This window comes from Bradyrhizobium sp. 132 (assembly GCF_023074185.1).
Lineage (GTDB): Bacteria > Pseudomonadota > Alphaproteobacteria > Rhizobiales > Xanthobacteraceae > Bradyrhizobium.
Genome location: NZ_JADPKY010000132.1, coordinates 42,775 through 68,685 on the forward strand (window position 1 = coordinate 42,775; position 25,911 = coordinate 68,685).

The 25,911-nt window shown below is 63.9% G+C and carries 28 protein-coding genes and 1 pseudogene; 19 read left to right on the top strand and 10 right to left on the bottom strand.

The features are described 5' to 3' along the window. Positions 1 to 6: 6 nt before the first annotated feature. Positions 7 to 681 carry a spermidine synthase gene (locus IVA74_RS28205; protein WP_247349712.1) on the top strand — a complete coding sequence of 225 codons (675 nt, stop codon included), beginning with the start codon at positions 7 to 9 and terminating at the stop codon, positions 679 to 681. A 29-nt stretch (positions 682 to 710) separates the two neighbouring features. Here the strand turns inward: IVA74_RS28205 and IVA74_RS28210 are convergent. Both IVA74_RS28210 and IVA74_RS28215 read right to left on the bottom strand, forming a co-directional pair. Next, positions 711 to 947 (bottom strand): annotated as a pseudogene (locus IVA74_RS28210) (ester cyclase); the annotation flags it as partial. Positions 948 to 978: 31 nt separating this feature from the next. Further along, complete coding sequence (locus tag IVA74_RS28215) at positions 979 to 1,893, bottom strand: alpha/beta hydrolase (RefSeq protein WP_247349713.1); 915 nt, start codon at positions 1,891 to 1,893, stop codon at positions 979 to 981. Between the two features lie 171 nt (positions 1,894 to 2,064). Here IVA74_RS28215 and IVA74_RS28220 point away from each other — a divergent pair, with 171 nt between their 5' ends. The 16 genes from IVA74_RS28220 to IVA74_RS28295 all read left to right on the top strand — a co-directional run bounded on the left by IVA74_RS28220 (position 2,065) and on the right by IVA74_RS28295 (position 16,109). Further along, positions 2,065 to 2,448 carry a hypothetical protein gene (locus IVA74_RS28220; protein WP_247349714.1) on the top strand — a complete coding sequence of 128 codons (384 nt, stop codon included), beginning with the start codon at positions 2,065 to 2,067 and terminating at the stop codon, positions 2,446 to 2,448. Beyond that, positions 2,445 to 3,527: an alpha/beta fold hydrolase gene (locus IVA74_RS28225; protein WP_247349715.1), complete on the top strand. Its 1,083-nt coding sequence runs from the start codon at positions 2,445 to 2,447 to the stop codon at positions 3,525 to 3,527. Before IVA74_RS28220 ends, IVA74_RS28225 begins: the two co-directional genes overlap by 4 nt. After that, complete coding sequence (locus IVA74_RS28230; protein WP_247349716.1) at positions 3,524 to 4,117, top strand: GNAT family N-acetyltransferase; 594 nt, start codon at positions 3,524 to 3,526, stop codon at positions 4,115 to 4,117. The genes IVA74_RS28225 and IVA74_RS28230 overlap by 4 nt, the downstream gene beginning before the upstream one ends. Positions 4,118 to 4,320: 203 nt before the next feature. Beyond that, positions 4,321 to 4,776 (top strand): phasin, encoded by a 456-nt coding sequence (locus IVA74_RS28235; RefSeq protein WP_247349717.1) that lies wholly within the window; start codon positions 4,321 to 4,323, stop codon positions 4,774 to 4,776. A gap of 167 nt (positions 4,777 to 4,943) precedes the next feature. Next, positions 4,944 to 6,230 (top strand): DUF445 domain-containing protein, encoded by a 1,287-nt coding sequence (locus IVA74_RS28240; protein WP_247349719.1) that lies wholly within the window; start codon positions 4,944 to 4,946, stop codon positions 6,228 to 6,230. Between the two features lie 202 nt (positions 6,231 to 6,432). After that, complete coding sequence (locus tag IVA74_RS28245) at positions 6,433 to 7,203, top strand: alpha/beta hydrolase (protein WP_247349721.1); 771 nt, start codon at positions 6,433 to 6,435, stop codon at positions 7,201 to 7,203. Between the two features lie 189 nt (positions 7,204 to 7,392). Next, on the top strand, positions 7,393 to 8,259 hold the full coding sequence (paaX, locus tag IVA74_RS28250; RefSeq protein WP_247349723.1) for a phenylacetic acid degradation operon negative regulatory protein PaaX: 867 nt from the start codon (positions 7,393 to 7,395) through the stop codon (positions 8,257 to 8,259). Positions 8,260 to 8,336: 77 nt separating this feature from the next. Beyond that, positions 8,337 to 9,329: a 1,2-phenylacetyl-CoA epoxidase subunit PaaA gene (gene paaA, locus IVA74_RS28255; RefSeq protein ID WP_247349724.1), complete on the top strand. Its 993-nt coding sequence runs from the start codon at positions 8,337 to 8,339 to the stop codon at positions 9,327 to 9,329. A 10-nt stretch (positions 9,330 to 9,339) separates the two neighbouring features. Beyond that, positions 9,340 to 9,627 carry a 1,2-phenylacetyl-CoA epoxidase subunit PaaB gene (gene paaB / locus IVA74_RS28260; RefSeq protein ID WP_247349725.1) on the top strand — a complete coding sequence of 96 codons (288 nt, stop codon included), beginning with the start codon at positions 9,340 to 9,342 and terminating at the stop codon, positions 9,625 to 9,627. Between the two features lie 131 nt (positions 9,628 to 9,758). Continuing rightward, a complete protein-coding gene (gene paaC, locus IVA74_RS28265) occupies positions 9,759 to 10,535 on the top strand; it encodes a 1,2-phenylacetyl-CoA epoxidase subunit PaaC (RefSeq protein WP_247349726.1) in 777 nt (258 codons plus the stop codon). Beyond that, positions 10,529 to 11,032 carry a 1,2-phenylacetyl-CoA epoxidase subunit PaaD gene (gene paaD, locus IVA74_RS28270; protein ID WP_247349727.1) on the top strand — a complete coding sequence of 168 codons (504 nt, stop codon included), beginning with the start codon at positions 10,529 to 10,531 and terminating at the stop codon, positions 11,030 to 11,032. Before paaC ends, paaD begins: the two co-directional genes overlap by 7 nt. A gap of 2 nt (positions 11,033 to 11,034) precedes the next feature. Continuing rightward, positions 11,035 to 12,117, top strand: a complete 1,083-nt coding sequence (gene paaE, locus IVA74_RS28275) for a 1,2-phenylacetyl-CoA epoxidase subunit PaaE (RefSeq protein ID WP_247349728.1) — start codon at positions 11,035 to 11,037, stop codon at positions 12,115 to 12,117. A gap of 55 nt (positions 12,118 to 12,172) precedes the next feature. Further along, complete coding sequence (gene paaI / locus IVA74_RS28280; protein WP_247349729.1) at positions 12,173 to 12,622, top strand: hydroxyphenylacetyl-CoA thioesterase PaaI; 450 nt, start codon at positions 12,173 to 12,175, stop codon at positions 12,620 to 12,622. Positions 12,623 to 12,658: 36 nt separating this feature from the next. Then, entirely contained in the window at positions 12,659 to 13,990 is a 1,332-nt protein-coding gene (gene paaK / locus IVA74_RS28285; RefSeq protein ID WP_247349730.1) for a phenylacetate--CoA ligase PaaK, read from the top strand. Positions 13,991 to 14,043: 53 nt separating this feature from the next. After that, entirely contained in the window at positions 14,044 to 15,048 is a 1,005-nt protein-coding gene (locus tag IVA74_RS28290) for a zinc-binding alcohol dehydrogenase family protein (protein WP_247349731.1), read from the top strand. A gap of 2 nt (positions 15,049 to 15,050) precedes the next feature. After that, the gene (locus IVA74_RS28295) at positions 15,051 to 16,109 is read left to right on the top strand and encodes a YeeE/YedE family protein (RefSeq protein ID WP_247349733.1); all 1,059 of its coding nucleotides are present in this window, start codon (positions 15,051 to 15,053) and stop codon (positions 16,107 to 16,109) included. Here IVA74_RS28295 and IVA74_RS28300 read toward each other — a convergent pair. Then, positions 16,088 to 17,002: a DMT family transporter gene (locus IVA74_RS28300; RefSeq protein WP_247349734.1), complete on the bottom strand. Its 915-nt coding sequence runs from the start codon at positions 17,000 to 17,002 to the stop codon at positions 16,088 to 16,090. The two genes, IVA74_RS28295 and IVA74_RS28300, sit on opposite strands and share 22 nt — an antisense overlap. Before the next feature lie 99 nt (positions 17,003 to 17,101). Between IVA74_RS28300 and IVA74_RS28305 the strand changes: the two genes are divergently transcribed. Beyond that, a complete protein-coding gene (locus tag IVA74_RS28305) occupies positions 17,102 to 18,529 on the top strand; it encodes a PLP-dependent aminotransferase family protein (RefSeq protein ID WP_247350240.1) in 1,428 nt (475 codons plus the stop codon). Between the two features lie 4 nt (positions 18,530 to 18,533). On the opposite strand, the gene IVA74_RS28310 is transcribed toward IVA74_RS28305, so the two are convergent. Genes IVA74_RS28310 through IVA74_RS28330 form a run of 5 tightly spaced genes read right to left on the bottom strand, consistent with a single transcriptional unit; the run spans position 18,534 to position 23,297 of the window. Further along, complete coding sequence (locus IVA74_RS28310) at positions 18,534 to 19,757, bottom strand: bifunctional alpha/beta hydrolase/OsmC family protein (RefSeq protein ID WP_247349735.1); 1,224 nt, start codon at positions 19,755 to 19,757, stop codon at positions 18,534 to 18,536. A gap of 25 nt (positions 19,758 to 19,782) precedes the next feature. Next, positions 19,783 to 20,445: a sulfite oxidase-like oxidoreductase gene (locus tag IVA74_RS28315; protein WP_247349736.1), complete on the bottom strand. Its 663-nt coding sequence runs from the start codon at positions 20,443 to 20,445 to the stop codon at positions 19,783 to 19,785. Positions 20,446 to 20,448: 3 nt separating this feature from the next. Beyond that, positions 20,449 to 21,771, bottom strand: a complete 1,323-nt coding sequence (locus IVA74_RS28320; protein ID WP_247349737.1) for an MFS transporter — start codon at positions 21,769 to 21,771, stop codon at positions 20,449 to 20,451. A gap of 33 nt (positions 21,772 to 21,804) precedes the next feature. After that, entirely contained in the window at positions 21,805 to 23,028 is a 1,224-nt protein-coding gene (locus IVA74_RS28325; protein ID WP_247349738.1) for a cytochrome P450, read from the bottom strand. A 59-nt stretch (positions 23,029 to 23,087) separates the two neighbouring features. After that, positions 23,088 to 23,297: a ferredoxin gene (locus IVA74_RS28330; protein ID WP_247349739.1), complete on the bottom strand. Its 210-nt coding sequence runs from the start codon at positions 23,295 to 23,297 to the stop codon at positions 23,088 to 23,090. A gap of 152 nt (positions 23,298 to 23,449) precedes the next feature. Between IVA74_RS28330 and IVA74_RS28335 the strand changes: the two genes are divergently transcribed. Continuing rightward, positions 23,450 to 24,097 (top strand): TetR/AcrR family transcriptional regulator, encoded by a 648-nt coding sequence (locus IVA74_RS28335; protein WP_247349740.1) that lies wholly within the window; start codon positions 23,450 to 23,452, stop codon positions 24,095 to 24,097. Here the strand turns inward: IVA74_RS28335 and IVA74_RS28340 are convergent. Together IVA74_RS28340 and IVA74_RS28345 are read right to left on the bottom strand one after the other, a co-directional pair. Then, positions 24,094 to 24,744 carry an aspartate/glutamate racemase family protein gene (locus tag IVA74_RS28340; RefSeq protein ID WP_247349741.1) on the bottom strand — a complete coding sequence of 217 codons (651 nt, stop codon included), beginning with the start codon at positions 24,742 to 24,744 and terminating at the stop codon, positions 24,094 to 24,096. The genes IVA74_RS28335 and IVA74_RS28340 overlap by 4 nt on opposite strands. A gap of 148 nt (positions 24,745 to 24,892) precedes the next feature. Further along, positions 24,893 to 25,906, bottom strand: coding sequence for an amino acid ABC transporter substrate-binding protein (locus IVA74_RS28345; RefSeq protein ID WP_247349742.1), 1,014 nt, complete (start codon positions 25,904 to 25,906; stop codon positions 24,893 to 24,895). Positions 25,907 to 25,911: the final 5 nt, after the last annotated feature.

Here is a 25,911-nt window from a genome sequence, read left to right on the forward strand (position 1 = left end):
TCTCGCATGATTCCCTGGGAAAAGATCGACACCGCCAAAATCCCCGGCTCCGATGAAGAGCTTCGCCTGATGCGGCGAGGCAAGGAGTTCTCCATCAAGCTCGGCACCAACGAGTTGATGAACAACCGCCTGTCGGGCTCGGAAGCCGCGCTCGCGACGCTTGCGGCGAAGCAGATCGAGACGGTGGCAAAGCCGGTCGTCCTTATCGGCGGACTGGGGATGGGTTTTACGCTGCGTGCGGCGCTCACCGTGCTCGCGGCTAAGGCGAAGATCGTGGTCTCCGAGCTCGTGCCGGCGGTGGTCACCTGGGCACGCGGTCCGATGGCTGAGGTGTTCGGCGACAGTCTCGATGATCCCAGGGTGAGCATCCGGGAGACCGACGTCGGCGAAATCATCCGGGCACAGCGGTCGGCCTTCGACGCCATTCTCCTCGACGTCGACAACGGACCGGAAGGGCTGACCCGGAAGGGCAATAATGCGCTCTATAATGCGGGTGGGTTGAAGGCGACCAGAACCGCGCTGCGGCCGGGAGGTGTGCTCGCCGTCTGGTCGTCCGGACCCAACCCGGCCTTCACCAAGCGGCTTGGCAGCGCCGGCTTCGACGTCAACGAGGTCAACATCCGCGCCACCGGCAGAGGCGGCGGCGCACGCCACGTGATCTGGATCGCGAAGAAGAATTAGGCCGCCTGCGCAGCTACCAGTTCGATCCGTCAGAACATCGTGTTGCTGTTCGCGGGAGTCTCGGGAATAGCCTGAACGACGTCCCAGTGTTCGACGATCTTGCCGTTCTCCAGCTTGAAGATGTCGACGACCGCGTTGCCCATGGTGCCGGGCTCGCGAACCGCGTGAACGTGCAGGATGACGTAGTCGCCATCCACGAAGCTGCGCTTGATGTCGCTGTGGGAGTTGGGGAATTTCTCGCGCAGGAAGCCGATGAACTTTCGGAAGCTCACCGCGAGGAGACCGTATGCGTCGGGTCTATGCTGCCCGCGTCGCCGCGCCATGTGCATGCTTGTCGATGGCGCCGATGATCTCCGGCCAGAAGCGCATCGGCAGCGCGTGGCCCATGCCGTCGATCATCAACAGCTTTGCGCCAGGAATTGACTCTGCCGTATCCTTGCCGCCCTCGGGGCGGACCAGCGGATCGACGGTGCCATGGATGACGAGTGTCGGCGTCTTGACGCCATGCAGTCGCTCCTTGCGGCTGCCGGAGGCAAGCACCGCGCGGAGCTGCCGGCCGACGCCGGCCGGATTGAGCCCGCGCGCGAACACGCGTTCGGCACGACCGGGATCGAGCGCCTCTTCCTCCGGAAAGGACCCGGCCCGCAACACGTTCCAGGTCTGGCCGTAGCGCACGATGAACTCCTCCTTGCTGCGCGGCGGCGGCGCCATCAGCATCGCGGCGGCCTCGCGCGTCGGTGGTGGGACGCGCGGATTACCTGTTGTCGACATGATCGACGTCAGCGACCGCACGCGCTCGGAAAACGACAGCGTCACCTCCTGCGCGATCATGCCACCCATTGAGGCGCCGACCAGATGCGCCGACTTGATGCCGAGCGCATCCATCAGCCCGATCGTGTCCTTGGCCATGTCGATCAGCCTGTAGGTGGCGGCAACGGGAATCCTGAGGAAGCGGAGCTTCAACAGCTCGAGCGGCGTCAGGCGCTTGCCGCCAGTGAGATGGCTCGACTTGCCGATGTCGCGATTGTCGAAGCGGATCACGCGAAAGCCATGCCCAGCGAGCTGCTCGCAGAACGCATCGTCCCAATGGATCATCTGGGCGCCTAACCCCATGATCAGCAGCAGCGGCTCGGCATTATCGTTGCCGAAAATCTCGTAACAAATGTCGATGCCGTTGGCGCGGACGGTCTGCGACGGCTGTTGGGCGTTCACGGGTGCATTCCCCTGGCTTTTGATCAATGCTGTATCGCACGGTTTCCCGTCGCGATGAAGACGCGTGCGCGACACCGCACCCGCTGCTTGCCGGTTGACCGGCACCTCGCAACGGTGTGGTATGGCGAAAAAAGGAAGGGCGTCGAAGCTCTCGATTTCAGGAGGACGCCGATGACCGACAAGACCAATGACCCCGTTGCCATGTGGCAGAAGATGGTGGGCGAGATGGAGAAGGGGTTCAACTCCTTCGCCAATCAGGCCATGTCGTCGCCCGAGTTTTCGCAAGCTATGAACCGGGCCGGCGGCGTTGCTGCAGGTGCTCAGAAGCAGCTCGGTGAGCTCATGGAGAAATACCTGGTCTCCATGAATCTGCCGAGCCGGGAGCAGGTCACGAGTCTTGCGGAACGGCTGCAGTCCATCGAAGGACAGATCGGTGAGATCAAGTCGATGCTGAGCCAGATGGCGGCAAGTTCCGGCGCGTCTCAGGGCTTCGATCCAGCGTTGCGGCCGCCGCGCACCAAGCGCCCGCCGTCCGAGGGCGGAGAGCAGACATGAATGCACCCACCGGACTTGATTTCGCATCGATCCCGGAGCGTATCCAGTCCGAGGTGCAGCGCGCGATCCAGCGCAGCATCAAGGGTGTGGAATATTTCTCGACCTCCGGTCCGACGCTCGGCTCGACGCCGAAGGACGTGCTGCATTCGCGCGGCACGATGAGCCTCTACCATTATCGGCCGATGTCCGACGAGATCTATCGAATTCCGATCTTGATCGTGATGGCGACCACTAATCGCGGTTACATTCTCGACCTCGTGCCCGGCCAGAGTTTCATCGAGTTTCTCTTGAAGCGCGGCTACGACGTCTACATGCTCGACTGGAGCGCGCCGCGGCCGGAGGAGAAGAGCCTGCGAATGGAGGACTATGTCCTCGACTTCATCCCGGACTGCATCCGCCGCGTGCAGCAGGATTCCGGCGAACAGGACGTCTCCGTGATTGGCTATTGCTTCGGCGGGGTGCTGTCGTTGCTCTACGGCTCGATCTACAGGGGCGGGCCGATGAAGAATTTGATCTGCTTCACCACGCCCATCGACTTCCGCGAGATGAAGCTGTTCGCGAACTTCTCCGACCGGCGCTATTTCGACGTCGACCGCCTGGTCGACAGCGTCGGCAACGTGCCGCCGGAGATGATCCTGTCGTCGTTCGAGATGCTGCGCCCGGCCTCGCGCACGGTGAGCCAGATCCAGCTCTGGGAGAACATCTGGAACGACGAGTTCGTCAAGTCCTACCGGATGTTCGACCGTTGGGCGACCGACACGCTACCGCTGGCGGGGGAATATTTCCGGACCATCACCAAGGACCTGATGTGGGACAACAAGCTGTTCAACGACACCATGTCGGTCGGCGGCCGTGCTGCGAAGCTCGAGGACATCAAGGTGCCGTTCCTGCATGCGGTCGCCGAGCATGACCACATCGTGCCGTATGAGGCCGCAAAACACCTGATCGCCAAGATTGGATCCGAGGACAAGGAAGAGGTGATGCTGAAAGGCGGTCATGTCTCCCTCGTCGCCGGCGCCAATGCGGTGAAGCGGCTGTGGCCGAAACTGGATTCCTGGCTGGGGAAGAGATCGACATGAGTGAGCAACGTTCTTATCCGCGTCGCGTCAACACGGATGCCGGTGATATCGAGATCCGCCTGATGTCGCCGACGGATGAGGCTGCGGTGCTCGCCTTCGGCAAGGGCCTGCCGTCTCACGATCTCCTTTTCCTGCCGCGTAACATCAGTGAGCCAAAGGTGCTGTCGGCCTGGGTCAAGGAGATCGAGCGCGGTGCGATCACGAGCTTGCTGGCGGTCAGGGGCGGCACGGTCGTCGGCTGCGGCACGTTGGTGCGCGACCCGCATTCCTGGTCGCCCCATGTCGGTGAAATCCGCATGGTGGTCTCGCCCGACGTCCGCGGAAAGGGGGTGGGGAAGGCGCTGTCGCAGGAGACTTTTGCGCTCGCGCTCGGCGCCGGCCTCGAAAAGCTGTCTGTCCAGATGACCGTCGACCAGCAGGCGGCCATCGCGCTGTTCGAGAGCCTCGGCTTCAAGGCCGAGGCGCTGTTGCGCGACCATGTCCGGGACGTCGACGGTAAGACCCACGACATTGTCGTGCTCGGTCATAACATCGCGCAGGTCCAGGCCCAGATGGAGGCCTATGGGCTGCCTGGCGCCGTCCAGCATTGAGCTCCCATTGGGGGCTGTCCGGGAACCGGATGGTTACGGAGGCCGCATAATACCTCCTATCAACGCCATTCACGGTTTCGTGATATCGCGGTGCAACATGAATGTTGCATCGCACCATTAACTATGGCACATAAGCCATGCCCCGGGCCAATGCGGACGGGGTGAGCCCATAGCTCAAAACAAATGAGGATGGAGAGACCCCAATGACCACCGAAACCAACACCGCTTTCGAGGGCTTCAAGGACGCGTTCAAGAACATCCAGAACCTGGAAGTTCCCGAGGCCGCCCGCGAGTTCGTCAAGAAGTCTGCCAACACTGCCAAGGACCGTGCTGCCGAGGTGTTCGCTGGCTCCGAGCGCGTGACCGCCGCCGTCGAGAACGCCGTGACCGAATCCGTCACCGAGGCCGGCAAGATCAGCCGCAATATCCAGCAGGCGATCTATGACGACGCCCAGGCGTTCTTCGCCGGTATCGACAAGCTCGCCTCCGCCAAGTCGTTCAGCGAAGCCGTCGAAATCCAGTCGGGACTGCTCCGCTCGCGCGGCGAAGTGTTCGTCTCGCGCGCCAAGGCGACCACCGACTATCTCGGCAAGCTTGCAGCCAACGGTGCGAAGTCCGCTCAGGACAATTTTGCCAAGGTCTACAACAAGACCGCCTGATCTGCCTGAGACGAGAAACTGAATTTGAGGCCCGCTTCGGCGGGCCTTTGTTTTTTTGCGCTGCCGTCATTGCGAGGAGCGAAGCGACGAAGCAATCCAGAGTCTTTCCGTGGAAAGATTCTGGATTGCTTCGCTTCGCTCGCAATGACGAGTACTGTGATGCAGTTATGTCCTCACTCGCTACCTTTTCTTTTGATACTCCCGGCGACGCAGAACGCGCGGCGGAGCTGCGTCGCATCAAGGCACTGGCGACGCTGGTGCTGGCGTCGACGCTCGCTCTGTTCGTCGTCGCGAAATGGCTTCTCCCCGTGCATCCCGTGTTCGGATTCATCGCTGCATTCGCGGAAGCCGCGACCATCGGCGGGCTCGCGGACTGGTATGCAGTGGTGGCGCTGTTCAGGCGGCCGCTCGGCCTGCCGATCCCGCACACCGCGATCATCCAGAGCAACCAGGCCCGCATCGCCGACAAGCTGGGCGAATTCATCGAGGTGCATTTCCTCGAGGTTGGTCCCGTCGAGGCCAAGCTGAAGGAGATCGATTTCGGCTCCTTTGTCGCCGACTGGCTCCGCGACCGCAAGCGAAGCGACGATCTCGCGCGCTTCGCGCTCCGCCTGTTGCCGGAGGCCGTCTCCGCGACCGAGAGCTCCGGTCTGATGACCTTCATCATCCGCCGCATGTCCTCGCAGCTCCAGGCAATCGACCTGGCGCCGCTCGCGGCCGGCACGTTGCGCGGCTTTGTTGCGGAGGGACGCCATCAGATCCTGTTCGACGATCTCCTGCGCGTGATGCACGAGACGCTGAACCAGACGGAGACGATGGCGATGATCCGCGAGAAGGTGCGCGCGGAATTGCCGACCTTGCTCAGGCTTTATCGCGCCGACAAATTTCTGGTGAACAAGATCGTGGCTTCCGCTACCGCCTTCTTCGATGAGGTGCGCGCCGATCCCAAGCACCCGTTCCGCGGCGAGTTCGACCGCATGGTACTGACCTTCGTCGACCGGCTCGGCACTGACCAAGCCTATGTCGATCGCATCGCCGGCCTGAAGCGCGATCTGCTCGCGCGGCCCGAGCTTGCTGATCTGGCCCGCACTGTGTGGGCCAACACGCGCTCTTTCATCGAACGCAGCGCGAGCGGCGAGACACAGGTGTTGCAGCATCATCTTGCCGGCATGTGTGTCGCGGCGGGCGAAGCGCTCGCCGGCGATGCCGAGCTGCGCGGCGAGATCAACAAGGGTCTGGTGGCGGTGCTGCGCAGTTTCGTCGCAGACCAGAAGAGCGGGGTTTCGACCTTCATTTCCGACCAGGTCAAGTCGTGGGACATGGCGCAGCTGATTTCGCTGATCGAAATCAACATCGGCCGCGACCTGCAATACATCCGCTTCAACGGCTCGCTGATCGGCGGGCTCGCGGGACTTGCACTTTACTCCGTGGAATCCCTGCTTCGATTGTTGTGACTTTTGCGTTACGAACGTTAGCATTAACGCGCGGGCCTATTGTGGCCCCGCGTCTCTCCCGATTGAATGTCGGGGAACCGGCTGCCTAGCTGATTCATGTTGCGCTGCGGAACGATCGAGAAGCCGGCGTGTTGGAATCCCATACCCATTTGCCGGCAGGCCACCGGTAGCCTTTTCAGCAATTCTTCCCAGGGGACCATTGATGACCGCTACTGCCCAGACGCCGAGTCCGCCGTCCCGCACCCTAATGTTCCTGGAAGGGCGCGCGATCCACGAGTTCGGCGCATTCCTCGGCGCGCTTCCGCTGCTCAGCCTCGCCCCGCGCGGCGATGGGCATCCGGTGCTGGTGCTGCCCGGCCTCGTGGCCACCGACGCGTCCACGCGCGCGCTCCGCACGTTTCTGTCGGGCAAGGACTATGCGGTGAGCGGCTGGCGCCAGGGCCGCAATTACGGCCTGCGCGAGGGCGTGCAGCACGCGATGGTGGATCTGGTCCGGGAGCTCAGTGACGCGCACGGCCGCAAGATCAGCCTGGTCGGCTGGAGCCTCGGCGGTCTCTATGCGCGCCAGCTCGCCAAGATGATGCCCGACCGCGTGCGCCAGGTGATCACGCTCGGCAGCCCCTTTGCCGGCGATCCCCGTTCGACCAATGCCTGGCGCGTCTATGAATGGGCGAGCGGGCGGAAGTCCGACGAGCTCGATCCGCAGTTTGGCGGCGATCTCGCCGTTGCGCCGCCGGTGCCGACCACCGCGATCTTCAGCCGCACCGACGGTGTCTGCGCCTGGCAGGGCTGCGTGGAGAAGACGGGCGCCCAGACCGAGAGCATCGAGATCGAGAGCAGCCATTGCGGCATGGGCCATCACCCGGCTGCGGTCTATGCCATCGGCGACCGCCTCGCGCAGAAGGAAGGCAACTGGCGGCCCTTCGACCGCAGCGGCTGGCGCAGCCTGGTCTATCCCGATCCGCATCGGTAAGCGGCCTGCATGGTTCGAGACGCGCGGCTTCGTCGCGCTCCTCACCATGAGGATTTAAAGCAAGCGAAGCGATTAGACCTCATCCTGAGGAGGCGCGCAGCGCCGTCTCGAAGGATCGAGCCCGGCTCTCGCTTCCATTGTCGTACCCGTCCATTGTCGCGCCCGCACCAAACGCGCTATGCCTCGCGCATGGCGTATCCTTTGTCCCGCATCATCGACCAGCTCAAGCGCGAGCCGTCGCGCACCGGCTCCATCGTGATCACCGTGTTCGGTGACGCCATCGTGCCGCGTGGCGGCTCGGTATGGCTCGGCACGCTGCTGGAATTCCTCGAAAGTCTGGATATCGACAGCGGCGTGGTGCGAACCGCGATGTCGCGGCTTGCCGCCGACGGCTGGCTGACGCGCGAAAAGGTCGGCCGCAACAGTTTTTATCGCTTGGCCGACAAAGGCCGCCAGATCTTCGAAGCCGCCACGCGCCACATCTACGATCCGCCGCCATCTGACTGGACCGGACGTTTCGAACTGCTGCTGATCGGCAATGGCTGGGATCGCGACGCCTCGCGCGAGGCGCTCCGCAATGCCGGCTTCGGTAGTCCGCTGCCGGGCGTGTGGGTCGCGCCGTCGGGCGTGCCGGTGCCGGACGAAGCCGCCGGCGCGATCCGCCTTGAAGTCTCCGCCGAGGATGACAGTGGTCGGCGCCTGCTCAGTGCGAGCTGGCCGCTGGACCGCACCGCGGACGCCTATCTCAAGTTCATGAAGACGTTCGAGCCGCTGCGCGCCGCGATTGCGCGCGGCACGGAGCTGTCCGCGGCCGACGCGTTTACCGCGCGCATCCTCCTGATCCACTATTACCGCCGCGTCGTGCTGCGCGATCCGCTGCTGCCCGAAAGTCTGCTTCCGGCAGACTGGCCGGGCAAGGCTGCCCGCGCGCTGTGCGGCGAGATCTATCGCGCGCTGCTTGCTGCATCAGAACAATGGCTTGATGGTCATGGAACCAATGAAAAGGGGCCATTGCCGCCGGCGCGAAAACTCCTGGAAAGGAGGTTCGAGGCTTGATCTTTATGTTACAGAAATACCTTGCATGAGATAATTCTTGTTATATATTGCCTCCCAAATAAAACGGGAGGATGCGCATGTATACCCAGGCGCTGAGCACGACCGAGACCGATGATCGCGGTCTTGAGGACGCGGCCAAGGCTGCGCAGTTCCAGGCGCGCATCGATGCCGAGGAGCGCATCGAGCCGAACGACTGGATGCCGGCGGCCTATCGCAAGACGCTCACCCGCCAGATCTCCCAGCACGCCCATTCCGAAATCGTCGGCATGCTGCCCGAGGGCAACTGGATCACGCGCGCGCCGTCCTTGCGCCGCAAGGCTGCGCTGCTTGCCAAGGTGCAGGACGAGTGCGGCCACGGGCTCTATCTCTATGCCGCCGCCGAGACGCTCGGCACCTCGCGTGAAGAGCTGGTCGACGCCATGCTCGCGGGCAAGGCAAAATATTCCTCGATCTTCAACTATCCGACGCTGACCTGGGCCGACATCGGCATCATCGGCTGGCTGGTCGACGGTGCCGCGATCATGAATCAGATCCCGCTGTGTCGTTGCTCCTACGGCCCCTACGCGCGCGCGATGATCCGCGTCTGCAAGGAGGAGTCGTTCCACCAGCGCCAGGGTTATGAGATCGTGCTGACGCTGTGCCGCGGCTCGGACGAGCAGCAGGCAATGGCGCAGGAAGCGCTGAACCGCTGGTGGTGGCCGGTGCTGATGATGTTCGGCCCGCCCGATGCCACGAGCCAGCACAGCGACACCTCGACGAAATGGAAGATCAAGCGCTTCTCCAATGACGAGCTGCGCCAGAAATTCGTCGATGCCACCGTGCCGCAGGCGCAATATCTCGGCCTCACCATTCCCGACCCCGGCATGATTCAGGATGCGGACGGGCACTGGCCCTACAGCGAGATCGACTGGACCGAGTTCAAGCAGGTGCTCGCCGGCAACGGCCCCTGCAACCGCGATCGGCTCGCCGCACGCGGCAAGGCGCACGACGAGGGCGCCTGGGTGCGCGAGGCGGCAGCCGCCTACGCCGCAAAGCGCGCGCGCCGTCAGACTGCACAAGCCGCGGAATAGGGAGATCGCGATGGCCACGCCGAACACGCCGCTCTGGGAAGTCTTCATTCGCAGCCGCAACGGGCTCGCACACAAACATGTCGGCTCGCTGCACGCGAGCGACACGACCATGGCCTTGCAGGCCGCGCGCGATATCTACACCCGTCGCGGCGAGGGTCTTTCGATCTGGGTCGTGCCGTCGACCGCGATCACCGCGAGCGATCCCGCCGAGAAGGGCATGATGTTCGAGCCTGCGGAATCGAAGATCTACCGTCACCCGACGTTCTACGAGGTGCCCGACGAAGTGGGACACATGTAGCTCTCTCTCCTCATGGTGAGGAGCCGCGAAGCGGCGTCTCGAACCATGAAGGCCCGTGACCCGCGGCCCATCCTTCGAGACGGCGCTTTCGCGCCTCCTCAGGATGAGGTTCTAACAAGTGGATAGGACAGATGCCCGTCGCCAACATCCAGGTCTCGGAAACACCGCTGGTGCTCTATGCCTTGCGCCGCGCCGACGATGCGCTGATCCTCGGGCATCGCCTCTCGGAATGGTGCGGACATGCGCCGATGCTGGAAGAGGACATGGCGCTCTCCAATATCGCGCTCGATCTCCTCGGCCAGGCGCGCGAGCTCTATACCTACGCCGCCAAGGCCGAAGGCAAGGACAACGACGAGGACAAACTCGCCTACCTGCGCGATGTCAGGCAATACCGCAATCTGCTGCTGGTCGAGCAGCCCAATGGCGGTTTTGCCCAGACCCTGGTGCGGCAGTTCTTCTATTCCGCCTTCGCCGATCTCTACTGGCGGGCGATGATGGCCTCGCGCGACACGACGCTTGCAGCGATTGCCGCCAAGTCCGAAAAGGAGAGCGCCTATCACCTTCGCCATGCCTCGGAGTGGATCATCCGGCTCGGCGACGGCACGGATGAAAGCCGCGCCCGCGCGCAGGCCGCGATCGATCATCTCTGGGCGTTTACCGGTGAGATGTTCGCCGTCGATGAAGGCGAATGCGCCCTGATCCACGCCGATATCGCCATCGATCCGGGAAGCTTGCGCGGTCGCTGGCTGACGACGCTGTCGGGTGTCGTCAGTGAAGCCACGCTTGAGCTGCCGCAGACCGACTGGATGCAGCAGGGCGGCCGTACCGGCCGGCACAGCGAGCATCTTGGCCATCTTCTGTCCGAGCTGCAGTCGATGCAGCGCACTTTCCCGGGGCAGACATGGTGACGGTGCTGGAGCGCGACAGCGAACTGCGCAAACGCGCCTGGGACGCCGCGGCCAGCGTGGTCGATCCCGAAATTCCGGTGCTGACCATCGCTGATCTCGGTGTGCTCCGCGATGTCGTTCTAGATGGCGACGATGTCGAGGTCGCGATCACGCCGACCTATTCGGGTTGCCCGGCGATGAACATGATCGCACTGGAAATCGAGGTCGCGCTGGAGCGGGCTGGTTTCCGCGGTCCAAAGGTCCGCACTGTGCTGTCGCCGGCCTGGACCACCGACTGGATGAGCGAGGAGGGCCGCCGGAAGCTTCACGCCTACGGCATCGCGCCGCCGCAAGCCTCGAATTCGCGCCGGGCGCTGTTCGGCGAGCAGGCCGTTGCGTGCCCGCAATGCGGCTCAGCGAATACCGAGCTGCTGTCCGAATTCGGCTCGACCTCCTGCAAGGCGCTGTGGCGCTGCAAGGCCTGCCGCGAACCCTTTGACTATTTCAAGTGTCATTGACCATGTCAGCAGCCGCACCGCGCTTCCATCGCCTGGCCGTCAACGACCTTCGCCGCGAGGCGTCCGACGCAGTATCGCTGACATTTGCCATCCCCGGTGAACTCGCCGGCGACTACGCTTTCACGCCCGGCCAGTACCTCACGCTCCGCACCATACTGGATGGCGAGGAGGTGCGCCGCTCCTATTCGATCTGCTCGGGTCCTGACGATGGGGAGATCCGCATCGCCGTGAAGAAGGTCGACGGCGGCGCATTCTCGAGCTGGGCGGCGGACGATTTGAAGTGCGGCGACGAGTTGGACGTGATGACGCCCACAGGACGCTTCGGCGTGGTCCCGCCGGCCGGCGCCGGCCGCATCCATGTTGGCTTTGCCGCCGGCTCCGGCATCACGCCGATCCTGTCGATCGTCAAGGGCACGCTTGCGCGTGAGCCGGACAGCCATTTCTTCCTGTTCTACGGCAATCGCGCGACCGACAACATCATGTTCCTCGAGGCGCTTGAAGAGCTCAAGGATCGCTTCATCGACCGCCTCTCGATCTTCCACGTTATCTCCGGCGAGGAACAGGACATTCCGGTCCTGCATGGCCGGCTCGACGGTAATAAGGTGAGACTGCTGCTGCGCTCGCTGGTTCCTGCCGCGAGCATCGATCACATCTTCATCTGCGGACCCCTTGGCATGAGCGAGGAGATCGAGGCGACCTGCCGCGGCCTTGGCATCGCGGAAGAGTGTATCCACGTCGAGCGCTTCGTCTCCGAGTTCGGCGGCAAGCCGCGGCCGAAGAAGATCGTTGCGCCCGACGCGCCGCCGAAAGCGGTGGCGTCACTGATCATCGACGGCAAGCGTCGCGACGTGCCGGTTGCCGAGGACGAGGCGATCCTGGATGCCGCACTGCGCGCCGGCATCGATCTGCCCTTCGCCTGCAAGGGCGGCATGTGCTCGACCTGCCGTGCAAAGCTGGTCGAGGGCGAGGCGCCGATGGACATCAACTATTCGCTGGAACCCTGGGAGCTGAAGGCCGGCTTTGTCCTGACCTGCCAGGCGAAGCCATCGTCGGAGCGGGTCGTGGTCGACTACGACCATGTTTGACAGTTATGGCCAAGCAGCAGAGCATTGCGGGTAAGCAATTGGCCGGGAGATGCGCGTGAACATCAAAGCCGCCCTGTCGCCTGAGGATGTTGCCCGCGCCTGCGCCGATGCGATGTGGGCGGAGGATGATGCCTCAAAGGGCCTCGGCATGGAAATCGTCGAGATCGGCCAGGGTTTTGCGACCCTGGCGATGAATGTGCGGCCGGACATGGTCAACGGTCAGCGCATCGCCCATGGCGGCTTCATCTTCACGCTCGCCGATTCCGCGTTCGCCTTTGCCTGCAATTCGCACAATGAACGCGTGGTGGCCGCGCAGGGCCAGATCACCTTCATCAAGCCCGGCAAGCTCGGCGACCGCCTCGTCGCAAAAGCGTGCGAAGTCAGCCGCGGCGGCCGCTCCGGCATTTACGACGTGCGCATCACCGCCGGCGATACCGTCATCGCGGAATTCCGCGGGCATTCGCGGGTCATTCCCGGTACGTGGCTGCCGGCGCAAGATCAATAACGAAAAAGAACAAACCAATGATATGGGGAAACGAGGATGGCTCTGACGAGGCTCAAGGAAGGTGGCAACACCTATCGCCCCGAAATGGACGCGCATGAGCGCGCGTCGCGTGACGAGATCATGGCGCTCCAGACGCAGCGGCTGGCCTGGTCGCTGAAGCACGCCTACGACAACGTCGCGCATTATCGCAAGGCCTTCGACACGGCCGGCGTGCACCCGTCGGAGTTTCGCGAGCTCTCGGATCTCGCGAAATTTCCGTTCACGGTGAAGACGGACCTGCGCGACAACTATCCCTTCAACATGTTTGCCGTGCCCCGTGAAAAACTGGTGCGCGTGCATGCCTCCTCCGGCACGACAGGAAAGCCGATCGTCGTCGGCTATACGCAGGCCGACATCGACACCTGGTCGGAGGTGATGGCGCGCTCGATCCGCGCCGCCGGCGGCCGCACCGGCATGATCATCCACAATGCTTATGGCTACGGTCTCTTCACCGGCGGGCTAGGCGTGCACTATGGCGCGGAGAAGCTCGGCTGCACCGTGGTGCCGATCTCCGGTGGCATGACCGAGCGGCAGGTGCAGCTGATTAATGACTTCCGGCCCGACATCATCACGGTGACGCCGAGCTACATGCTGGCGATCCTCGACGAGTTCAAACGTCAGAAGCTCGATCCGCGTCAATGCTCGCTCAAGGTCGGCATCTTTGGCGCCGAGCCCTGGACCAACGCGATGCGCGGCGAGATCGAGGATGCCTTCGACATGGACGCGACCGACATCTACGGTCTCTCCGAGGTGATCGGCCCCGGCGTTGCGCAGGAATGCATCGAGACCAAGGACGGCCTGCACATATGGGAGGATCATTTCTATCCTGAAGTGATCGATCCGGAAACGGGTGCGGTGCTGCCCGACGGGGAGAAGGGCGAACTGGTCTTCACCTCGCTCACCAAGGAAGCATTTCCGGTGATCCGCTATCGAACCCGCGACCTGACGAGGCTGCTGCCGGGCACGGCTCGGCCGGGCATGCGGCGGATGGAGAAGGTCACGGGCCGTTCCGACGACATGATCATCCTGCGGGGCGTCAATCTGTTCCCGACCCAGATCGAGGAGGTTCTGCTCGCCACCGACTGGTGCGGCGGGCATTTCATTCTGGAGCTGACTCGCGAAGGCCGCATGGACGAGTTGACCATCATTGCCGAGGCGCGGCCGGAGAGTTGGGACGGCCGGGGTCTTCTCGACCATGCGAGCCGGATCTCGACCCAAATCAAAAACACGATCGGCATCAGCTCCAGGGTGAGCGTGGTTGCGCCGGCCACGCTGGAGCGCTCGCTCGGCAAGGCCAAGCGCCTCTACGACAAGAGGCCGAAGGATTGACTTGACCGCCCCCAAAGGCGACAAGGCCCGCGAGAAGTCCCGTGGGTCTTTCGATGTCCATAGCCGATGCCAAAGCCGTCGAAGCGCGCTGCGTGCGCCTCAATGCCAAGGCCGAGAACGCCGCCACGCTTGCCCCTGGCGTCGAACGTCATACGCTCACGCGCGGTCCGAATGATCTCCTGATTGAGGTCAAGGCCGCCGCCGTCAATCCGTCCGACGTCAAGGCCGCGACCGGGCTGATGCCTTATGCTGTGTTCCCGCGCACGCCCGGCCGCGACTACGCTGGCGTGGTGATCGACGGGCCGTCCGGTACGATCGGCCGCGAGGTGTTCGGCTCCTCCGGCGATCTCGGCATCCGCCGCGACGGCACTCACGCCAGCCATCTCGTCGTTGAATCTGACGCGGTGGTAGCCAAGCCGAAGACTTTGTCCTGGGAGGAGACGGCCGGCATCGGCGTGCCCTTCGTCACGGCCATGGAGGGCTTCCGCCGCGCCGGCATTCCAAAGCCCGCCGAAACGGTGCTGGTGTTCGGCGTCAACGGCAAGGTCGGTCAAGCGGCGGTGCAAATCGCGACCTGTCAGGGCGCGCGCGTCATCGGCGTGGTGCGCAAGGCGGAAGCTTATGAGGGCCATGCCAACGCGGCGATCGAGGTGATCGACGCTTCCGCCACCGATGTCGCCACGCGCGTGCGCGAGTTGACCGATGGTAAAGGCGCCGACATCGTCTTCAACACGGTCGGCGATCCCTATTTCCAGGCGGCGCACAAGTCGCTCGCACTTCGCGGCCGCCAGATCCTGATCGCAGCGATCGACCGCATCGTGCAGTTCAACATCCTCGAATTCTACCGCGGGCAGCACACCTATGTCGGCATCGACACGCTCGGCCTGCCGTCGGCCGCGACAGGCGCTGTGCTGCGTGACCTCGGCCCGGGCTTTGCGAGCGGGCACCTGAAGCCGTTCCCGATCAAGGCGAACGCCGTCTATCCGCTCGAACGCGCAAAGGAGGCCTATGTCGCCGTTGCCGGCTCGTCGCGTGATCGCGTGATCCTGAAGCCTTGATCATGGAGTCATCCACCCAACTTGTCATCTTCGCCGGCCTCGTCATTGGCCTCGTTTACGGCGCCGTTGGACTGCTCAGCGGCTTCTGCCTGATGAGCAGCATGCGCGGCTGGCTGGCGGAAGGGGACGGGCGGCTGGTGCGGACCTATGCGCTGGCGATCGCGGTTGCGACCGCCGCGAGCCAATTCTTCGCCGGCAACGGCATGGTCGATCTCAGCAAATCGATCTATCTGCAACAATCCTTTTCGGTGCCGGTGCTGTTACTCGGCGGTCTGCTGTTCGGCTACGGCATGGTGCTGTCGAACGGTTGCGGCTCGCGGGCGCTGGTGCTGCTCGGCCGCGGCAATCTCCGCTCCTTCGTCGTGGTGGTCGTGCTGGCCATTGCCGCGCAGATGACGCTCAAGGGTCTGATCGCGCCGGCGCGCATCGCGCTGGTGCAGGCCTCGCAAACCACGGTCCACTTGAATTCGCTGCCGTCACTGTTGGCGACGTTCGGTCCGGCAGAAGCGGTTTCGCGCGCGATTGCTGCTGCTGTCATCGTCGTTGTGCTTATCCTGTTTGCTTTCGCACACCCACCTTTCCGGCGTTCGCACGGACAGATCGCAGCCGGTGCCATCGTCGGTCTCCTCGTCGCCGGCGGCTGGTTCGTCACCGGCTATCTCGGCGCGGATGACTTCAACCCGGTGCCGGTGACCTCGCTCACCTTCATCGCGCCGATCGCGGATGCGCTGCAATACGCCATGCTCTCGACCGGCCTGACGCTCAATTTCGGCATTGCGACAATTGCCGGCGTCCTCGCTGGCAGTCTCGTCACCGCGCTTGTCACAGGCCGATTCCATCTCGAAGGCTATTCCTCGCCACGCCACATGCTGCGATCGGCGGGCGGCGCCGCCCTAATGGGCATCGGCGGCGTGATGGCCTTCGGCTGCTCGATCGGGCAAGGGCTCACTGGCGTGTCGACGCTCGCGCTGGGCTCGTTCGTCGCCGTCGCCGGCATCCTGCTCGGCACCACGGCGGGCCTGCGCGGCGTCCTGCGCGTTCAGCCTCTCGCGGTGGCCTGACCGCGCAGCAGGCGATCGCCGAGCGTCGCGAGAGCGATGCCGGTGACGATCAGCGCGGCCGCGATCACAAGACTCATGTCGATCGGCTCACCCAGCAGGATCGCGGCGCTGGCGATGCCGACGAGCGGCGTTGCGGTGGTACCGAGCGAAGTCGTCAAAGCCGAGATGCTCTTGTTCACCATCGACATCGCCCAATAGGCCAGCACCGTTCCGATCAGCCCCGAATACAGGAACAGCAACACGAGCCTCCACGACCACTCCACATGCGGCAGGCCATCCGCGATTGTCGCGCTCACTGACAGCACAATTGTCGCCACGAGCACCTGCCAGATCAGGAGCTGGAGCGGGGACGCAATCCAGCGATGCGCGCGGATATAGATGATGTTCGCGGCCCAGGAGATCGCGGCCAGGATCACCATGCCGGCGCCGAACACGACGTTGGTATTGGTCCAGTCGATCGAGGCCGGGTTCAGGATGACGACAAGGCCGATCGGCCCGAGCAGCGCGCCGGCGAGCTTTGGCGCCGTCAGGGTGTCCTTTCCGAGCAGGGGTGCAGCGAGCGCGACCCAGAGCGGCGTGGTGTAGCCGAGCACGACGCCCTTGCTTGCGGGCAGGAAGCGCAGACCCGACGCAACCAGAACCGAAAACAACGTCATGTGCAGCAGTGCAACGCTGAGCACGACCGGAATGTCACGCCGGTCAGGGATCACCAGGTTGTTGCTCGGCCCGAGGATCGCGGCGAGACCGATCAGAGCGATCCAGCTCCGGATCGCCGCGCTCCACAGCGGCGGGACGAACTGCACCAGTTGCTTGGTCACCGACCAGTTTATGCCCCAGGCCAGCACGACGATGAGGAACAGGCCAACGGCCGCGCGGGGTGACAGGGAGTTCATTGTGGAGGTCCTTGAAGCAGTCCGGTTCAGCGGATAGCATCAATTGGAGCCTGAAAAAGTGCCAGATTGTAGAGGAATAAGGTGCCAGTTTCGGAAGGCATGATCTCCGCCCTGCTCGACCTGAAGCGGGCTGACGAGGAGGGGCTGGCGGCTCAACTGACGAGCCAGCTCCGAAGCTTGATCGCGACCGGCCGTCTCGGCAAAGGCCGCACGCTTCCGTCGAGCCGCCGGCTTGCGAGCGATCTCGGCGTCTCGCGCAACACCGTCACCTATGCCTTCGAGCAGCTTGCCGCCGAGGGATATCTCGAGGCCTCGCATGGGCGCCGTCCGATGGTCACGGTCGACGGCGAGCGCATCGAGAAAACGGACGCCGTTGCATCTCGCGTGCGCGCCGGCAAGCCGCGGCTTTCACCCTGGGCTTCGAGCCTCACGCAGACCGACTGGCCGATGTCGTATCAGGCGCAACTAAGACCCTTGCGTCCCGGGCACGGTGACTTCAGGGAGTTTCCGAACGAGGTCTGGGCGCGCTGCCTGCGCCGCAGCGCCGTGCGCGCGGCCAAGCGCGAACTCGGGCCGGTCAACCGGACGCACCTGCGCGAGGCGCTGGCGCATTACCTCGCGACCAGCAGGGGCGTTCGCGCCAAGGCGGATCAGATCCTGATTCTGCCGAGCGCGCAGGCTGCGCTGACCTTGATTGCGGCTGCCGTCATCACGCCCGGCGACGACGTCTGGGTGGAGGACCCCGGCTATCCCGGCGCCACGGCGGCCTTCCGCGCATCCGGCGCGCGCGTGGTCGGGATGAGGCTGGACGAACAGGGCATGCAGCGGATTCCGGGACTGGCGGCGCCGAAATTGATCTTCATGACGCCGTCGCACCAGCACCCGACCGGCCGCCTGATGTCACTCTCGCGCCGCACCGAATTTCTTGGCCTGAGCAGGCCCGGCAAGACCTGGATCGTGGAGGACGATTACGACGGGGAATTCCATTATGACAGCCGGCCGGTGCCGGCCTTGCAGGGGCTCGATGCCCATGGCCGCGTGTTCTATGTCGGCACGTTCTCGAAGGCGATGACCTCGGATATCCGGCTCGGCTATCTCGTCGTTCCCCCGGCACTGGTCAACACCCTGGAAATCGCACAGCGGCACATCGGGCTGATCGCCGCGAGCCACATCCAGGAAGCGCTGGCCGAATTCGTTGCCGACGGGCATTTCCTGGCGCATCTGCGCCGGATGCGCCGGCTCTATCACGTCCGCCGCGATCACCTCGTCGAGGGATTGGAGCGTCATCTCGGCGAGGTTCTCTCGGTCGAAGTGCCCCCGGGCGGCATCCAGCTCGTCGCGCGCCTCAAGCGCGGTCGGGCCGATCAGGCCGCGGTAAAGCGGCTCGTCGCGGCAGGGGTTGAAACGCGGGCTTTGTCCAGCCTTGCGCTCGGCCGTCCCTGCGATCACGGCCTGCTGCTGGGCTTCGCGGCCTGGCGAGAAAGCGAGATCACCGCGGCGTTGCGGACGATGGTGTCGTGCTTCTAGCGCGCTAGTCCACAGCCTTCGTCACGATGCGGACTTCCGAGGTCAGGGTCCGGTGCACCGGGCACTTGTCGGCGATTTCCATCAACTTCTTGCGCTGCTCGGGATCGAGTGTGCCGTCCATCGCGATGTCGCGCTCGATCTGGTCGAGCATGCCATCGCGTGTCTCGCACTCGGCACAGTCTTTTGCGTAGATCTTGGAATGTTTCAGCGTGACGGTGACACGATCGAGCGGCAGCGACTTGCGGTCGGCATAAAGGCGCATAATCATGGAGGTGCAGGCGCCGAGACCGGCAAGCAGGAAATCATAGGGACCAGGACCGGCATCATCGCCGCCGGCGGCGACCGGTTCGTCCGCGATCAGGCGATGCGGACCGACGGAGATGGTCTGGTTGAATTTGCTCTTGCGGGTCTCCTGCACCACGACCTGGCGCGGTGCCTCAGGGAGGTCCATCGCCTTCGCGGGGTTGGCTGTGTCGATGTACCGGCTCGCCCAAGCCGCGATCAGGTCGGCCGCGTAGAGGGCGTCGGATGGCTTGGTCAGGAGATGATCGGCATGGTCGAGCGAGACGAAGCTCTTGGGATGCCTGGCCGAGACAAAGAGCCTCGTCGCATTGTCGATGCCGACGGTATCGTCAACCGGAGAATGCATGACCAGCAGGGCCTTGTGCAGGCCGGTGACGTCCTTCATCAGCTCGTGCTCGGCGATGTCGTCGAGGAATTCGCGCTTGATCCGGAACGGGCGTCCCGCCAGCGAGACTTCGACCTCACCCTGCGCACGGATGGTGTCGATATGCTCTTTGAACAGACCGGTGACGTGGGCGGGATCGGATGGTGCCGCGATGGTCGCAACCGCCTTGGCTTCCGGAATGTGTCCGGCTGCCGCGAGGATCGCGGCGCCGCCGAGGCTGTGACCGATCAGGATGGACGGTGCCTTTCGGACGCGACGCAGATGATCCGCCGCGCGCACGAGATCGGCGACGTTGGAGGAGAACGTTGAATTGGCGAAATCCCCCTCACTGGAGCCGAGCCCGGTGAAGTCGAAGCGCAGCACGGCGATGCCTTTGGCGGCGAGCGCGACCGAGATGCGCTTGGCGGCCAGCGTGTCCTTGCCGCAGGTGAAGCAATGCGCGAACAGTGCGAAGGCCGCGGGCTCGCCGTCGGGTAGCTCCAGTGCGGCCGAAAGTTGATGGCCGCCTTCGCCGGTGAATTGAAAGCGCTCTGTCGGCATGGGCTTTCCTCGTTCTTGCTTGAACCTAATCGCCTGAATAGCGCTGTTCGGCCCAGGGATCGCCGCGGTTATGATAGCCGCGGACTTCCCAAAAGCCCGGCGCATCCGCGGTCAGGAATTCGATGGCCTGGAGCCATTTGGCGCTCTTCCAGAAATACAGATGCGGCACGACCAGCCGCACCGGGCCGCCATGCTCGTCCGACAATGGCTGGCCGGACCAGCTATGAGCGAGGAGTGCATCCTCGGCGGCAAAGTCGTCCAGCGCGAGATTGGTGGTGTAGCCGTCAGAAGAATGCAGCACCACGAAGCGCGCGTCGTCGCGCGGCTGGCAGGCAGCGAGCAGCTCGCGGGTCGCGAGCCCTTCCCATTCATTGTCGTACCGCGACCATGTCGTCACGCAATGGATGTCGGAAGTGAACTGCGCTTGCTTCTGGGCGACGAAATCGGCGAAGGTCCAGAACACCGGGTTCTCGATTGCGCCGTAGACGTCGAGCCGCCAGCGCTCGCGCGAAACCGGCGGCACGACCCCAAGATCGAGCACCGGCCAGTCCTTTGTCAGATGCTGGCCGGGCGGCAGGCGCTGCTCTTCCGGGCGCGTGATCTTGCCGGTCAAAAAGCGGCCTTCGCGCGCCCATTTTTCTTTGGTGCGCGTCAGCTTGCTGTCGGGCGGCTCGTTGTCCTCGGCCATGAGCTACTCGTGGCGATGCATCGCGGAGGCGTGCTTGGTGTCGCGCATGGTGGAATAGATGATCAGCGACAGGCAGATGACGCTGGCGAGATAGTAGTAGAACCACTCCTCGCGCCCGATGCTCTTGAAATAGAGTGCGATCGCCGGCGCCGTGCCGCCGAAGAGCGAGACCGTGATCGCATAGGGCAGGCCGACGCCGAGGGCGCGGACATTGGTCGGGAACAGCTCGGCCTTTACCACCGCGTTGATCGAGGTGTAACCGGCGACGAACAGCCAGGCCGCGCAGATCAGTATGAACGCGATGAACGGCGACTTGGTCTCCTTCAGCGTCATCAGCAGCGGCACGGTTGCGAGCGTGCCTGCGACACCGAAGAAGATCAGCAACGGCTTGCGGCCGATCTTGTCGGAGATCGCACCATAGATTGGCTGCAGGATGGTCGCGAAAATCAGCGTGCCGAAGATCACGAAGGTGGTCTGGTCCTCGGTCAGCCCGACCGAAAGCTTCACGAACGTCTGCATGTAGGTGGTGAAGGTGTAGAACGCCGCGGTGCCGCCTGCGGTCAGGCCGACCACCAGCAGCAGTTCGCGGGGATAGCGCAGCAGGTTGGTAAGCGAGCCGGTCGGCTTCACAACCTTCCTGGCTTCCTCGAAGGCTTCGGTCTCATGCAGGCCGCGCCGCATCACTGCGGCAAAGATCGCGAGCGCCGCACCGATCGCAAACGGGATACGCCAGCCCCAGGCTCTCAGTTCCTCCGGCGTGAGGAAGACTTTTTGCAGAAGCAGCAGCACGATGATCGCCGTGAGCTGGCCGCCGATCAGTGTGACATACTGAAAGCTCGAATAGAAACCGCGACGTTTGGGATCAGCGACCTCGCTGAGATAGGTCGCGCTGGCGCCGTACTCGCCGCCGAGGCTCAGGCCCTCGATGATGCGGGCCAGCGCCAGGATCACCGGTGCGGCAAAGCCGATCGAGGCATAGGTCGGCGTCAACGCGATGATCAGCGAGCCGAAGCACATGAAGACGACCGACAGCGTCAGCGAGATGCGCCGCCCGTAATGATCGGCGATATAGCCGAACAACCAGCCGCCCAGCGGGCGCATCAGGAATGTCGCCGCGAATACCACGGCGACATTCAATTGCTGCACGACGGGATCGCTGCCGGGAAAGAAAGCGGGAGCGAAATAGAGCGCGAACGCGGTATAGGCGTAGAAGTCGTACCACTCGACGAGATTGCCGATCGAACCGATGAAGATCGCCTTGATCCGGCGCTTGGCGTCGGAGATGTCAATGTGGTCGGAGGCCGGTCTGATTGCTTGCTCGGTCACGTCCGGCCTCTTCGTATCGCTGTTTGGAAAGGTCTACATCGCCTTTCCAAGCAAAAATGGCAACTGGCGGGGGCCTCTGACGGTTCCCTGTGACCAGGTCACCGTGCCTGCCGGATCGAGGGCGAAGTCCGGAATTCGCTTCAGCCATTCCTCCAGCGCAACCTGCATCTCCATGCGCGCAAGGTTCGAGCCGACGCAGCGGTGGATGCCGAGGCCGAAGGCGGCGTGGCGGTTCTCGCGGCGGTCAATCACGACCTTGTCAGCATCCGGAAAAATCTTTGGGTCGCGGTTCGCGGCCGGGAAGGACAGCAGCACCATGTTGCCCGGCTTGACCGGGCAGCCCGAGATCGTGGTCTCCTTGACCACTTCGCGCGCCATCGTCACCGGCGAATAGGCGCGCAGCAGCTCCTCCACCGCGTTCGGGATCAGCTCGGGCTCGGCAATCAGTCGCTCGCGATCGGCGGGCGTCCGGGCGAGGTGCCAGAGCGAGGAGCCGATCGCGCTCCAGGTGGTGTCGATGCCGGCGATCAGGAGCAGTCGCAGCGAGCCCAGCACGTGGGAATCCTCGAGCGGATTGCCTTCCTTGTCCCTGGCATTCATCAGGTAGGAGATCAGATCGTCGGTCGGCTTGTTCTTGCGGGCCTCGATGTGGGCGCCGAAGTAAGCGCTCATCTCGTGCACGGCCTGAAGCAGCATGGTCTCGTCCTTGATGCCGAGCTCCAGGATCATGTGGATCCATTTGATGAAGAGATCGCTGTCGGACTCAGAAATGCCGAGCATGTGCGCGATTGCCCGCACCGGAATGTGCTTGGTGTAGCGCTCCGCCGCGTCTAGCCGACGTTCGGCGATGAATCCGTCGATCAACTCGTTGCAGATCGCGCGCACCCGCGGCTCCAGCTTCTTCATCGCGTCCGGCGTGAACGGCGGCAGAAGCAATTGCTTGGCGGGCTTGTGCACCGGCGGATCGGAGGTGATCGGCGGGGCGGAGTTCCTGCTGGTGATTTCCGGCCGCACGTCGCGGACGATGATCCGGCGCGAGGAGAAATGCTCGCTGTCGTTGGCGATCTCGCGTACGGCCTCATAGGTCGTCGGCATGTAACAGCCGAGAAAACGTTCGGTGTGCACGACCGGGCCTGCGGCGCGCAACTCGTCCCAGATCGGGAAGGGATCTTCCGTCCATTGCGGATCGGTGTGGTCGAAATCATGGACCCAATCGGTCACGGGCGGATGGGCGGCGGGTTGGCTGACGTCGGACATATCAGTGAATCCCTAGGGGCTCGTGTTCAAGAAAGGCACGCGGGGCGGCAGGCGGTGCGCTACTCCTCGATCACGTCGATTGCGATTTCCGGACAATTGGATTTGGCAAGCCAGGCCTTGTCTTCGAGGCCGGGCGGGACGGTGCCGTCGCCGGCCTCGTGGGCGTTGCCGTATTCGTCGAGCTCGAACAGCTCCGGCGCCAGCGCCTTGCAACGCGCGTGCCCCTGGCATTTGTCGGGATCGACGTGAATCCTCAGTCGCTCTGTCATGGCGGCTTCCTCGGTCGTGCGCGCGTGAACCCGAAGGGTGCGCGTTCCTCTTGTCAATTTTGTCACGGCATTGCCGCTTCTTCTAAGTTATAGCCTATTACATTCGCGGCAGGCTTCCCCTGTCAAGCGCAAACTTATAGGCTCTGCGCAACATGCGTTCACAACTTGCCCGAAAACCCGAGAACACCTACCACCATGGCGATCTCCGGTACGCCCTGATCAAGGCTGCGCTACGCGAGGCGGAGCGGGGCGGAACGGAGGCGATCAGCATCAAGGCGCTTGCAAAGCAGCTCGGCGTCTCCCAGCCGGCGCCCTACCGGCATTTTGCCGATCGCGAGGCGCTGCTTGAGGCGGTGACGGCGCAGGCGTTCCGGCAGCTCAGCGCGATTTTGCGGGCCGCGATGGCAAAGCCGTCGAAGCAATCGAAATTATCGCGGCTGGCGCAGGCGACGCTCGATTTCGGTCTGCACCGCAGTGGCATCTACCGGTTGATGTTCGCTTCGCGCACTGTGTCCTGCGCGCCCAAGGGCAGCGAGTTGCGCGAGGCCACGCACGAGACATTTGCGCTCGTGGTGGAAGCTCTTGAAGCGCCCGCGGTCGGCTATTTGCGCGAGCGGCACGCGCTCAAGATCTGGGCGGCGCTGCACGGCGTGGTGATGCTGGCAGAGCAGGGCCTGTTCACCGGTGAGGCGGCGCATGCCACGCGCGAGGAGCTGGTGGAGGATTTTGTCAGCGAAACGAAGACAGCGCTTGCGGCGGCGATCAAGGCCGCGCGGCGCCGGAAAAAGGCTGGCACTTAATCCTTCGCCACCAACAGCTTCATCAGCTTCTCGACAGCGCTGTCAGGCGTGGTCACGACAGGGCGGCCGGTAGCCTCCGCCACGAGAGGCGCCGTCGCAGCGATACTGAACTGCGCGAGCGCGACGACGTCGCAATCGCGTAAGTCACGTGAGGCTTCCACGATCAGCCGGTCATGTGTCGCGCGGTCGCCGCGGTCGAGCGCGGCCAGCGCGCCTTCGGCAAGTTTCGGCACGATCTGGACGGAGGTCGGAAATTCCGGCGGCATCGAGGCCAGCGTGGGCGGGAAGGTCGAGAGCAGGCCGATCCGCTGGCCCATCGTCACCGCCCGTTCGATCATGGCTTCGTTCGGCTTGAGCACCGGCATCGGCGCATGCGCGCGCGCAACCGCCTCAATGCAGGGACCGAAGGCCGAGCAGGTGAACAGGATCGCATCCGCGCTGGTCGCCGCGGCGTAGTCGCCGAGCGCAAGGAAGCGCTCGGTCATGGCATTGTTGAGCTTGCCGTCACGCGCGAGATCAGCCGACAGGCTGTCGTCGAGCAGGTTCATCAGCCTCGCCTCTGGCCACGCCTTCGCGAACGCCGCCTCGATCGGGGCGATAGAATGCTTGAGGGCGTGGATCAGGGCGATGCGAGGAGACGTCGTCATTGAACGTTACCCGATGGAAGGTTTCGTGCCCCGGACGCAGCGCAATGCGCAGCATTGCGCGGCAGAGCCGGGGCCCATTGTCGCGGCGAGGTCCCGGCTCAGCGCCGCAGCGTTGCACGCTGCGGCGCGTCCGGGACACGCGAGGCCTTTACTTGAACGGCACCGCGTACATCAAGCCGCCCTTGCTCCAGAGGCCGTTGAGGCCGCGCTCGAGCTTGAGCGGGCTCGCCTTGCCGACATTGCGCTCGTAGATCTCGCCGTAATTGCCGGTGGCCTTGATTGCCGTGACCAGCCATTTATTGTCGAGCCCCAGCCGCGAGCCGAGATCGCCGGAGGCGCCCAGAAGGCGCTGGATCGCCGGTGTCTGCGACTTCGCCATCTCGTCGACATTGGCTTGCGTGACGCCAAGCTCTTCGGCCTCGATCAGCCCGTAATGCAGCCAGGTGATGATGTCGCTCCAGACCTCATCGCCGTTGCGGGTGAAGGGGCCGAGCGGCTCCTTGCTGATGGTCTGCGGTAGCACGACGTAGTCAGCGGGGTTCGGCGCCGCGGTCGTCACGGCACCTGCGAGCGCGGAAGCGTCCTGGGTCATGGCATCGCAACGGCCGCCGAAGAACGTCTGGTACATCGTGTCGACGCGGTCGAACACCAGCGGTTTCCAGTCGATGCCATTCGCCCGGCCGTAGTCGCCGAGCGTGACCTCATGCGTGGTGCCCTGGGCGACGCAGACGGTGGCGCCCTTGAGATCCTTGATCTCCTTCACGCCGAGGTCTTTCTTCACGACAAAGCCCTGGCCGTCGTAGAAGTTGATCGGGCCCTGCCGCAGGCCCAGCGTCACGCCGCGCAGATAGGTCTGCGTGGAGTTGCGGTAGAGCACGTCGATCTCGCCGGACTGGAGCGCGGTGAAGCGGTTCTGCGCGGTCAGCGAGACGTAACGCACCTTGCTGGCATCGCCGAGTACGCCGGCGGCGAGGGCGCGGCAATAATCGACGTCGAGACCCTTGTAATTGCCTTGCGAGTCCGGCGCGGAGAAGCCGGCAAAACCGGCGCTGACACCGCATATCAGCGTGCCGCGGCTCTTCACCGTGTCGAGCGTCGCGGCCGATGCGACCACCGTCGATGCCGCGAGCACGCTCGCTGCGATAACCACTTTCCTCATCATGTTAC

Bases quoted from the DNA above. Each gene is read 5' to 3' on its own strand.
- IVA74_RS28205 (WP_247349712.1), top strand. From the start codon at position 7: ATGATTCCCTGGGAAAAGATCGACACCGCCAAAATCCCCGGCTCCGAT.
- IVA74_RS28220 (WP_247349714.1), top strand. From the start codon at position 2,065: ATGACCGACAAGACCAATGACCCCGTTGCCATGTGGCAGAAGATGGTG.
- IVA74_RS28225 (WP_247349715.1), top strand. From the start codon at position 2,445: ATGAATGCACCCACCGGACTTGATTTCGCATCGATCCCGGAGCGTATC.
- IVA74_RS28230 (WP_247349716.1), top strand. From the start codon at position 3,524: ATGAGTGAGCAACGTTCTTATCCGCGTCGCGTCAACACGGATGCCGGT.
- IVA74_RS28235 (WP_247349717.1), top strand. From the start codon at position 4,321: ATGACCACCGAAACCAACACCGCTTTCGAGGGCTTCAAGGACGCGTTC.
- IVA74_RS28240 (WP_247349719.1), top strand. From the start codon at position 4,944: ATGTCCTCACTCGCTACCTTTTCTTTTGATACTCCCGGCGACGCAGAA.
- IVA74_RS28245 (WP_247349721.1), top strand. From the start codon at position 6,433: ATGACCGCTACTGCCCAGACGCCGAGTCCGCCGTCCCGCACCCTAATG.
- paaX (WP_247349723.1), top strand. From the start codon at position 7,393: ATGGCGTATCCTTTGTCCCGCATCATCGACCAGCTCAAGCGCGAGCCG.
- paaA (WP_247349724.1), top strand. From the start codon at position 8,337: ATGTATACCCAGGCGCTGAGCACGACCGAGACCGATGATCGCGGTCTT.
- paaB (WP_247349725.1), top strand. From the start codon at position 9,340: ATGGCCACGCCGAACACGCCGCTCTGGGAAGTCTTCATTCGCAGCCGC.
- paaC (WP_247349726.1), top strand. From the start codon at position 9,759: ATGCCCGTCGCCAACATCCAGGTCTCGGAAACACCGCTGGTGCTCTAT.
- paaD (WP_247349727.1), top strand. From the start codon at position 10,529: ATGGTGACGGTGCTGGAGCGCGACAGCGAACTGCGCAAACGCGCCTGG.
- paaE (WP_247349728.1), top strand. From the start codon at position 11,035: ATGTCAGCAGCCGCACCGCGCTTCCATCGCCTGGCCGTCAACGACCTT.
- paaK (WP_247349730.1), top strand. From the start codon at position 12,659: ATGGCTCTGACGAGGCTCAAGGAAGGTGGCAACACCTATCGCCCCGAA.
- IVA74_RS28290 (WP_247349731.1), top strand. From the start codon at position 14,044: ATGTCCATAGCCGATGCCAAAGCCGTCGAAGCGCGCTGCGTGCGCCTC.
- IVA74_RS28295 (WP_247349733.1), top strand. From the start codon at position 15,051: ATGGAGTCATCCACCCAACTTGTCATCTTCGCCGGCCTCGTCATTGGC.
- IVA74_RS28300 (WP_247349734.1), bottom strand. From the start codon at position 17,002: ATGAACTCCCTGTCACCCCGCGCGGCCGTTGGCCTGTTCCTCATCGTC.
- IVA74_RS28305 (WP_247350240.1), top strand. From the start codon at position 17,102: ATGATCTCCGCCCTGCTCGACCTGAAGCGGGCTGACGAGGAGGGGCTG.
- IVA74_RS28310 (WP_247349735.1), bottom strand. From the start codon at position 19,757: ATGCCGACAGAGCGCTTTCAATTCACCGGCGAAGGCGGCCATCAACTT.
- IVA74_RS28315 (WP_247349736.1), bottom strand. From the start codon at position 20,445: ATGGCCGAGGACAACGAGCCGCCCGACAGCAAGCTGACGCGCACCAAA.
- IVA74_RS28325 (WP_247349738.1), bottom strand. From the start codon at position 23,028: ATGTCCGACGTCAGCCAACCCGCCGCCCATCCGCCCGTGACCGATTGG.
- IVA74_RS28330 (WP_247349739.1), bottom strand. From the start codon at position 23,297: ATGACAGAGCGACTGAGGATTCACGTCGATCCCGACAAATGCCAGGGG.
- IVA74_RS28335 (WP_247349740.1), top strand. From the start codon at position 23,450: ATGCGTTCACAACTTGCCCGAAAACCCGAGAACACCTACCACCATGGC.
- IVA74_RS28340 (WP_247349741.1), bottom strand. From the start codon at position 24,744: ATGACGACGTCTCCTCGCATCGCCCTGATCCACGCCCTCAAGCATTCT.
- IVA74_RS28345 (WP_247349742.1), bottom strand. From the start codon at position 25,906: ATGATGAGGAAAGTGGTTATCGCAGCGAGCGTGCTCGCGGCATCGACG.